This window comes from Bacteroides stercorirosoris (genome assembly GCF_900142015.1).
GTDB classification, from domain to species: domain Bacteria; phylum Bacteroidota; class Bacteroidia; order Bacteroidales; family Bacteroidaceae; genus Bacteroides; species Bacteroides stercorirosoris.
In genome coordinates this window covers 51807-60817 of the sequence record NZ_FQZN01000032.1, presented here as the reverse complement: position 1 = coordinate 60817, position 9011 = coordinate 51807, and the positions used below count along the sequence as shown (strand labels likewise).

At 54.1% G+C, this 9011-nt stretch carries 10 protein-coding genes and 1 pseudogene; all 11 read right to left on the bottom strand.

Annotated features, from left to right (window positions below; all coding sequences use genetic code 11):
- Positions 1 to 93 precede the first annotated feature (93 nt).
- Positions 94 to 473 (bottom strand): annotated as a pseudogene (locus tag BUC01_RS19855) (GNAT family N-acetyltransferase); the annotation flags it as partial.
- Between the two features lie 4 nt (positions 474 to 477).
- Positions 478 to 630 (bottom strand): hypothetical protein, encoded by a 153-nt coding sequence (locus BUC01_RS25590; RefSeq protein ID WP_175560904.1) that lies wholly within the window; start codon positions 628 to 630, stop codon positions 478 to 480.
- Between the two features lie 185 nt (positions 631 to 815).
- Entirely contained in the window at positions 816 to 1229 is a 414-nt protein-coding gene (locus BUC01_RS19850; protein WP_025832737.1) for a four helix bundle protein, read from the bottom strand.
- A gap of 67 nt (positions 1230 to 1296) precedes the next feature.
- A complete protein-coding gene (locus BUC01_RS19845) occupies positions 1297 to 2727 on the bottom strand; it encodes a fimbrillin family protein (protein ID WP_073314620.1) in 1431 nt (476 codons plus the stop codon).
- Between the two features lie 24 nt (positions 2728 to 2751).
- Positions 2752 to 3909 carry a fimbrillin family protein gene (locus tag BUC01_RS19840; RefSeq protein ID WP_139261897.1) on the bottom strand — a complete coding sequence of 386 codons (1158 nt, stop codon included), beginning with the start codon at positions 3907 to 3909 and terminating at the stop codon, positions 2752 to 2754.
- A 182-nt stretch (positions 3910 to 4091) separates the two neighbouring features.
- A complete protein-coding gene (locus BUC01_RS19835) occupies positions 4092 to 4859 on the bottom strand; it encodes a hypothetical protein (RefSeq protein ID WP_073314616.1) in 768 nt (255 codons plus the stop codon).
- Between the two features lie 204 nt (positions 4860 to 5063).
- Entirely contained in the window at positions 5064 to 5873 is an 810-nt protein-coding gene (locus BUC01_RS19830) for a DUF4469 domain-containing protein (protein ID WP_262484006.1), read from the bottom strand.
- Between the two features lie 84 nt (positions 5874 to 5957).
- Positions 5958 to 6947 (bottom strand): fimbrillin family protein, encoded by a 990-nt coding sequence (locus tag BUC01_RS19825; protein WP_025832722.1) that lies wholly within the window; start codon positions 6945 to 6947, stop codon positions 5958 to 5960.
- A gap of 39 nt (positions 6948 to 6986) precedes the next feature.
- Positions 6987 to 7169: a fimbrillin family protein gene (locus BUC01_RS24960; protein ID WP_051568804.1), complete on the bottom strand. Its 183-nt coding sequence runs from the start codon at positions 7167 to 7169 to the stop codon at positions 6987 to 6989.
- On the bottom strand, positions 7157 to 8002 hold the full coding sequence (locus tag BUC01_RS19820; protein ID WP_083595480.1) for a fimbrillin family protein: 846 nt from the start codon (positions 8000 to 8002) through the stop codon (positions 7157 to 7159). The genes BUC01_RS24960 and BUC01_RS19820 overlap by 13 nt, the downstream gene beginning before the upstream one ends.
- Before the next feature lie 30 nt (positions 8003 to 8032).
- Complete coding sequence (locus BUC01_RS19815) at positions 8033 to 9001, bottom strand: FimB/Mfa2 family fimbrial subunit (RefSeq protein WP_083595479.1); 969 nt, start codon at positions 8999 to 9001, stop codon at positions 8033 to 8035.
- Between the last annotated feature and the right edge of the window lie 10 nt (positions 9002 to 9011).

Below are 9011 nucleotides of genomic sequence, written 5' to 3'. Positions count from 1 at the left end.
ATAAAATCTGATTTTTACAAAGTTAATACATAAATAAAAAAACTACGAGAGAAACACCGTAGTTTTCTATTTACACAATCAGATGGATAGTCTCAGAAATGTACCCATATATTGTCCTTTCATTAACAAGTCAACTCCTAAACGGCAAATTTTTACGGCAGGATAACTTTTCAATCGTTTCTCGTTCACGAACCGGTGTTTACGAAAACGATTAAATTCCGTTTTGCTCTCGAAATCGTTTAAGGCAACTTTGTCGTTTGCCAGACTGAAATAAGCAGAAATAGCATAGTTATACTTGTTTTCTACCACATAACTCACTCTGCAAGCAGGGCTTGCCGATAAAAGGGAGATTCTTTCAAAATAAAATCGTTCAAATCTGCGTCTCCGCAATCGAACGATTCTATTGATTCTCTTTTTTTAAGTCTGCGTATGTTGTAAACAGACATGAGGTAATCTCTATTTTGCTGCTCCATACCTTTATACTTTTAGCATTTTTATTGCAGCTTCATAGTCTTTCAGCCTTCTTTCACGCTCTTCCTTCGTTTCTTTGGGAGGATTCTTCATCCGTTCCAGAAATCTCCGGGCATCTTCCCCGTATAGTATCGGGGTTTCTTTGATGGGTCTTGCCATATCGTTTTCCTCCTTTCTGTTGTTTTTTTACTGTGCAAAGGTAGCCATTATTTCCCTGATCTCCAACACAATCTTTCAAAGAACGCTTTTATTATCAATGTTTTGTGTATCGAGTAAGCCCGGGGACTTTCACCCCAAGCTCCTCACAGAACCGTGCATGAAAGTCTCCCTTCACACGGCTCTTCTTATTCAATCTTATTCTTTCTCTCATTCTTATGGTAAAGCCCTCCATTGCCAATGATAAAACAGAGTAGAATCTCTCTTGGAAATTGTTTCCAACCCGTGGCTTGTTTCCCTATCTTTTCCATTTCGAGGGCGAACACTGCCACTTTTTTGGTATCTATTACTTTTTGCTCGGCACACACACGAAGCAACATCTGCAACATTCCGAACTGTGCCAGAAATTCCCGAAGCGGTTCCGTCTTTTCGTAACTACTGTTCGCTTTATAGAGCAACATTGACATATCCAGACAAATATCTACCATTCGTGCCCCCAAACTATATTTATAGAAACGGGGAAAGTCCTGCGTGGCACGGATCAGCAGGTTCAACAACTGATATGTGGCACGGTAAATAGGTAATTCTTCTGTTAATGCCATAAAAAATATCATCGACCCGCTTCGCGGGATTGTTTTTAATAGATAAATTATATAAATAGATAAATAGCTAAAAAGCCAAAGAAGAACGAACTCTAGTGCTGTAGCTCTTACCGCCCCAACCATCGCTGCCATCGCCGAAGTACACGTAGTAAGCGTTGAGGCTGTCGTGCTCCGTACTCGACCAATAGATGTTGCCGTTGCCGAAACTGTCTACGTTGCCACTACTCAATTTATTAAATTGATCGTTCAAATTCCCCTTTCCTTTGGTACTCTGGCTGCTATTATTTCCCCCGCAAATGTATTTTAATTCATCCAAATTAGGGAGATACCAACCGCTACTGCCGGAAGGAGTAGCTACTGTATTGCCATAATTGGAAACGGCACTACTGGCATTGTCCCAAGTAGAAGAACTACTCGCATCCTTCAAGGCTACTACAAGACCATGAATGTAACCACTGTCCGATTTCTTGGTACTATTGCTCGTAATAAAGCTGTTATCCACGCAATAGACTACACCGATACAACCCTCACTCGGAGGATTTGCGTCGCCGGGGCAGATGCCACCGTCCGAATAAAAGAAGTCGCCTACGGCAAGAGCACGGACTGTAGGAGTAGTAGAGGGAACACCGCTGCATGTCACATTCAGCCGCTTGTAATTACCGGCGGACAAGGAAAGGCTGCTTTTTGAGTATTCGATGGTCTTGCCATCGGCAATATTGAACGCACCGCTGACGGTAACGCCGGAAGTACCTGCGGGAACGATGTAGCGGAAAACGCCGTTACCCATGGGGCAAGGTTTAATCGTTGTTGCGCTGTTACCATTCGGAGTGAGGTTGAACGTGGCACCGAGAACAGGGGCGGAATACTCATAGGCATTTGTATCGTTGGAAGTCTTGTACTTCTGCGCCGGAAGGGAAATCTCTATCAGGGACATCCGGTGCGTGAAAGAGAAAGAGAGGGAAGAGCCCGTGGGAGATACGTCACCGGTCGTTGTCATCAGGTCGCAAGCGGTATACTTGGCATACGTGCTTTGGTCGGTGGCAGCAGCTACGGCGGTGTTGAAAGCCGACACGATTGCATCAACGCTTGTTTTATCGTTCATATCTGCCGTATACGGGTAGTAGGCAAAGTAGGTGGCATCGGGATATTTATAGACGGGTGTGCTACCGTTCCAACTCGTACCGTTGTAAGTGAACGGCACATTCTGGCAACCGGTAATTACGCTGCCGTCCTTCACGGCGAACACGCCTATTTGGTCGTCTTTCACGAAGGTGGTGGTGTAACCGCTTTCTGAAGCGCGGGTTTGCGGGGTATCGGTTTGCGGGGTACCGGTGTGCGCAGTGCCGTCCGTGGAGGCGAAGCCGTCGGCACGGGCTGTAACGGTGAGCGTGGTGCCATCGGTGGCGGTGGCTACCGGTTCATCGTCGTTGCTGCAACCGCACAAAGAAACAGCGGACAGTAGAACGAGTAAGCGAAAATAAAGTATGTTCGTTTCCATATTTGGAGTGTTTATAGATGATTATTAGGGATTGTTACTTTTTTCTGTACCGTTTATGGTTTCACCGCTGCCCGTCCATTGGGGAGAGGCGGAGGAAGTTACCGATAAATAACCATGCTTCACAGTAATGTCATACGTATGTTGCTTGCCACTTTGCAGGTCGGCATCGCTGTCCTGTGTCGGGGTATAATAATAGGTATTGCTGCCGCTGCTGCCATCAGTCAGGGTGACGGCGATGAATTTCTTATCCTTCATCTGCTGCGGAATGACGAGGGCGGCGTAGCTGGCAAGGGCGGCTCCGCCACCGGTCAGCGTGCCGGGAGCAGTCAGTTTCTTGGGAGTAATGGTGCCCATATCGGAACCGCTGGTGGCGGGAATCCATGTGCCTGCGGTGGCTCCTTCGCCCGTGGGTGCGGTGTAGCTGCCCGAGAGGGCGAGGTTGCTGGCATCGCCGATAACTACGCTCTGTATGGCGGAGGCATTGGTGGCGGCTTCGGCATTCACGATGTTGATGACTACGCGGGCGGTCTGGTGATAGAAAGTCAGGCTATTGTCCGCGCCGCCGGAGGGCTTGAAAGAGATGTCCGTCGGCGGGGCGTAGAGGAAATCGCTGCGCTGGTAGCCCGTACCGCTGCTGGCGTTCTGGTCGGACTGCACCGCCCACGATACCGGCACGGCGGTGGCATGGCTCTGACCGGTGGCTGCGGAGCCGTCGCCGAGGTACCAGGCGGAGACGGACTTCGTTTCGCCGGACGTCTGCCAGTAGAAAGGGGTGACGCCGCTTGCCGCTTGCAGGGTGACACCGGAATTGCCACTGCCGGTAGGGGTATATTGCTTGACTTCCGGTGTGCCGCCGGGCTGCTGTTGCTGCACCTGCACGGCTACCGCATCACCGCTGCTCCACTGCCCGTCGGTAGTGGCGGCACGGGTCTGCGTCAGCCCATCCACTTGTGCGGTGAAGGTCATGGGGTACTTGCCGGGGGGCAGCGTGGTGCCGTCGTCGTCCGTCAGGTCGCTGCACGAGGCGGCGAGCAGGGCGAGGCTGCATAGGAGGCTGCACACGGCCAGAGGCATCGGCAGGCGGCAGGGGATGCAGCAGGGGATGCAGCGGAGGATGTGCCGGGCGGATTGTGGGAAGTGCTTTGGTTTCATATCGCTTGTCTTTTTCTTATTGTTTCTCAATATCGTTACAAGCGTTCTTGGGAGAAGGAGAACACTTGTCTTTTCATGGTTTGTGCCACCGTTTCCGGCGAAGGAAACGGTCGCTACCTCTCTGCAGGGGGTGGCGCACTCCGGGCTTACGCATACGGTGCCCGGCGGTGGCTGTTAATCCGGTTTATGCCGGACTTCATTGATTAACGGATTTATTGAAAGCGTTCCAGCCAAAGCTCCCCTTCGCCCTGATAGCCATTCTGAAGCCACATTTTGTCACAAGCATGGCTGAGATAAAGACCTTTTTCGGCGCCGTGACATTCAAAAGAAACTTGTGCGCCGCCGTGGTAATGATAAGTCCATTCTTCGCCTTCACCACGGATTCCGTCCTGCAACCACAGCTTGCCATCGGCATGCGAGAGATATTTGCCTTTTTCTCCGCCGATGCATGCTAAAGCCACATTCCCGTTTTGCAGGCTTTCCAGCATGAATACTTCTCCCTCGCCTTGAAGACCGTTTTGCAGCCATACCCGGTTCATGGCATGGCTTAAAAAGCCGCCCTTCTCTGCGCCAAGAGATTCGAATGCTATTTTTATGGATGTTTCCTTTTGCCAAAGCTCCCCTTCGCCTTGATAGCCATTCTGAAGCCACATTTTGTCACAAGCATGGCTGAGATACAACCCGCTCTCTTTCCCCAAACATTCGAGGGAAATCCGGTCATTTCCGCTGTCATGACAAACCCATTCTTCACCTTCGCCTTGAATGCCGTCTTGTAACCACAACTTACCGTTGGCGTGTGAAAGATATTTCCCGGTTTCTGCACCAAGACAAGCCAGGGCTACATTTCCGTTGGAAAGAGTTTCCAATATAAAAATCTCACCTTCACCTTTAACACCGTCCTGCAACCAAACTTTATCAAGAGCATGGCTTAGGAATTTACCGTTTTCAGCCCCAAGGGCTTTTAGTGTAACTTGCAACATAATACTGATTTTTTAATGTTAGTACTGTTTATAATCACGATTGTGTAAATTTCATCTACTTTCATCATTTTACTTTTTTAGATAGTAAACTAAAATCAAGATATGAAATATCTTATCGCGGCCCGACCGTGACCTCCATCGCGGACTGCCCGCGGTCTCCATCACGGACTGCCCGTGATAGCTATCGCGGACTGGCCGCGATTTTTATCCCAGCGGATTTTCGTCGACTCCTCCGCCTCCCGATCCGCTGCCACCGCTCCCGGGCGTTTCGGCCACTTCGCCCACTACGAAGTAGTCGGCCATGGTCACTTTGCGGGGGTCCTTGAGCAGGGCGGTTCCGTTGCTTCCCAGCTGTGTGCAGAGCATGACGCTCCACACGGAGCCTTCGGGGGCGGATGCGGGCATCACGAAGCCCACCTGCGAGGGGGTGTTGGGATAGAGTTGCGCCAGGGGGAAGAAGTGCTTCGTCCCCGTGTTGCCGTCGGTGCGGGTGATGGTGACTCCGATTTCGGAACCGGTGCCGCCCACCTTGCCGTTGCGGCACATGATGATGCACGTCTGTCCGGCGCTGACGGGCACGCCTTCGCCGCGGGTGGCGGCTTCGGGATGCTGGGCGTCCTGCGCGCTGACCACGGAGAAGAGTTGCGGGCCGCTGGCGGCTTTCTGTATCTCAACGTCTATTTCGGCGTCGGCCAGGGCTTGGCGCATCTCCTGGCTCATGGAGTAGGAAATGCCGAGCTGCAGGCGTTCGCGGTCGGGCGAGGCGTTCAGTTCGCTGTCCAGGAAGACGCCCCGGGCGGTGGGACGGAAGTAGCCCAGTTCGGTGCTCAGGCTGTAGCCCGAGGAGAGGAACCAGACGGCACGGCGCATCAGCAGGCGGCCGATGCGGGCTATCTCTTCCGAGTCTTCCTGGCGGGTGCTCAGGGCGGCCACCTCGCGGGCGAGGTCGTCCATCGAGAGGCATTTCTGCAACTTGGGTTGAAGGTAATAGTCGTTCTTTACGTCCTGCGTCAGTGCCAGGTCGAGGGCTTTGAGCGATAGTTTCGCCTTTTGGGTCGGGTTTTAAGCCATGGTTAATGGTGGGGTTTAAGTGATTATTTAGTCCATTACGGCGTCGCCTTTGACGGGATCTACACCGATTGGTTTCCAGTCTTCAATCTTGGAGGTGACGGTCAGTCCGGTCAGCTTCACGGTGATTTCGTATTTGTAGATTTTACCGCTTTCAAGTGTCAGGTCGGTGTCTCCAGCTCCGCTCGGCAATGTGTAGAAGAGCTCACCGCCGGTGGCGAGGGTGACTTGCATGAATTTCGCGCCTTTGCTGAAGGTCTGTGGAACGACGATGGCGGCGGCGGTGAGGGTTGGTGTTGCATCCGTAGGATAATCGGCGGCGACAACATTGGCAGCCGTGCCCGAAGCGGCGGCAATGGTTCCATTGGTAAGGGTGAGGCTTACCTCGGGCTTAACGGAAAGTATTTCCAGTTTTGCGCCCTTGAAGTCGTCTGCCGTGAGGCCGCTGGTGGCGTCGGGTTTCAGTTCTACCTGTATTTTGGAGAGCAGGTGCTTGAAGCTGACGGGCACGGCGTCCTTGGTGCGGGCTACGGGGTTGGCGGTTACGTATTCACCGGGACTTGTTCCTTCTTTCATCGGCTGTCCCCACAGCAGGTCGCTGGCAAGGTAGTCGGCATCCTTGCTTTGGTCTGCCTTTATGCTGAAAGCGTAATTGCCATTAAGGGCAAGGCTGGTTTTCCAGGGGGCGTAGGCGTAGATGTTTACACCGTTGCCGCTTTGTGGATAATAGACGGCGGTGCCGTTGAAGCCGCCCGAACCGCTGGCGGTGTAGTCCAGATTCTGGGTGTAGGTAGTGGTGGCAGTGCTACCGCTCGCTACGTTTTCGTTGATGAAGAACCCTACGTGTACGTCACTGGCTATTTGGACGCCTTGTAAGTCGGTCGCAATGCTGCGCGTCTGTTGCGCTTCCAGTCCGCTGGAGAGGCGGATTTCTCCCGCCCATGTGTCAGTCTCTTCATTGTTGCAGGCGGCCAGCGTCATTGCGGCTACTGCCATAGTCATTAAAAATCTTGCTTTCATACTGTTTACTTTCTTTTTTATGTTCATATTCTAAAATACTTATTGCGCATTTCCTTCTTCACCCGTGCCGTTGCCCGACGTCCAGTCGGTGATGCTGGAGGTTACTTCCAGTCCGGAACGGTTGATGGTGATGGTGTAGATGTTCTTCTCTCCGGCGTTGAAGGACTTGTCGTCCGGGATGTTCCAGTAGAACTTTTCGCCGCCCGTCTTCAGCGTGAACACCAGTTGACGGCCGGGACGATGGGGTTCACCGCCGTCTCCGTGTTGGGGAAGAGGATGGCGGCGGACTTCTTGCCGTCGGCGGAGGTGTTCAGGGTGAGGGTGGCGGTGGCGTCCGCCACGTCGAGGGCTTCAAAGAGGATGTCGTAGCTGGCGGCGGTGCGCTGGAGGGTGATTTCCACCGTCATGCCTTCCAGCTCGGAGGCGGTGATGCCGGTGCCGGGCGTGTTGACGAGTTCGAGCTTGGTGAGCAGGTGGTGGAAGTTGAAGGCGACACCGGGGGCGGATTTGTCCTTGCCCGACACGCTGGCACTCATCAGGTCGATGGCGGGGAGGTGGCGCTGGTCGGAGAGGTCGAGGGCGTACTTGCCGTCTGCCACGCCGGAGGCGCTGTGCGGATAGTAGGCGAGGAAATCGACCTTGCTGCCGTCGATGGGGTAATAGATGGAGGCTCCGGCGTCGGCGCTGAAACGTCCGTCGCCCTGGGCGGTGGTGTAGCGGCGGTTGGCGGCGGACTCGGCGATGTCGGTGGTGCCGGACTTCAACATGTAGATGCCGATGGCGTCGGATGCAGCCCATGCGGCGTCCGCGGCACGGGTTTGGGCACTGATGCCGCCGGTCACTTCAAGCGGTATGCGGCTGTCGTTGCCGTCCGCCGTTGCCGACTCATTGTCGTTGCCGCATCCTGCCAGCAGGAATACGGCGGCACAGAATGCCGCACTACGGAATACTGTGGCACTACGGAATGTAGCAGTACGGAACACTGTAGAGCGTGCCTCCGCGCAAAGCGATGCTTCCGGCAATGTGCTTCTCTTGATAAAGCTCTTTTTCTTCATATCTTCTCTTTAATTATTAATTGTCAATTCTCAATGTATGTCCACCTCCCCGTTATCCACTACGTTCCAGTCGGTGATGGAGCCGCCGATGCCTGTGGGGGTGGGCAGTTGGAGGGCGGCATCGAGGGTGAGCGGTTCCGGGGCGTTGCCGAAGTTTTTCAGTGCCTCGGTCAGGTCGGTGGTGAGGGTTTGGGTGTGACCGTCCGACAGGGTCAGGGACAACGTCAGCAGTTGTGTTTCGCCGGGCATCACGCCCGGCAGGCGCACGGTGGCGGACAGGGCGGATGAACGGGTGGCGGCACGGGTCGCATGGTGGCGTGTCCCGGACGCATCGGAGTCGGTAAGGGTGAACGGGGGGATTATGCTTTTTCCGCTGTCGGAGGCCGGGCTGCCGTCGGCCAGATGGATGGCGGGGAGGATGCCGGTTAGGGTGGCGGACAGGCGGCTGAGGCGGTTTTCGTCGCCGGGGCTCAGTTTCAGGATCAGGGTCAGCTGACGGATGCGTTGCTGCATCGTGACGGTTACTCGTAGGGTATCGTCCGGGATGATTTCGAGTTCCCGGGTGGCTGAAAACAGGTAGCCGGGCGTGGGGGTAAGGGTGCCGCCGGGCAGGGTGTTTACGGTGGCGACGGTTCCGTTGAGGGTGATGCCGTCGGGTTGGTTGTAGGCCAGCAGGCGTTGGTTGCCCGGAAGGAGCAGGGCGGCGAAGGGGTTTGTTTCTCCGCTTACGGTTTGCTCCGTGTCGCCGATGCGCAGGATGTATTGGTCGGGCAGGGGGGCGGAGGATGAACGGGTGCTCCAGTCGGTGGTCACCAGCAGGGCGCCCCGGTCGGGGTGCGGGGTGTTGTGCAGGTCGTCCTTCACGCAGGAGGCGAGGAGGAGGAGGCTTCCTAACAGGAGGATGTTTCCCGGCAGGAGAGTACTTCTCCGCAGGAGGATGTTTCCCCGCAGGAGAATACTTCCCGATGCAAAGGTTTTATATATCAGATTTGTCTTCATCTTATCTCTT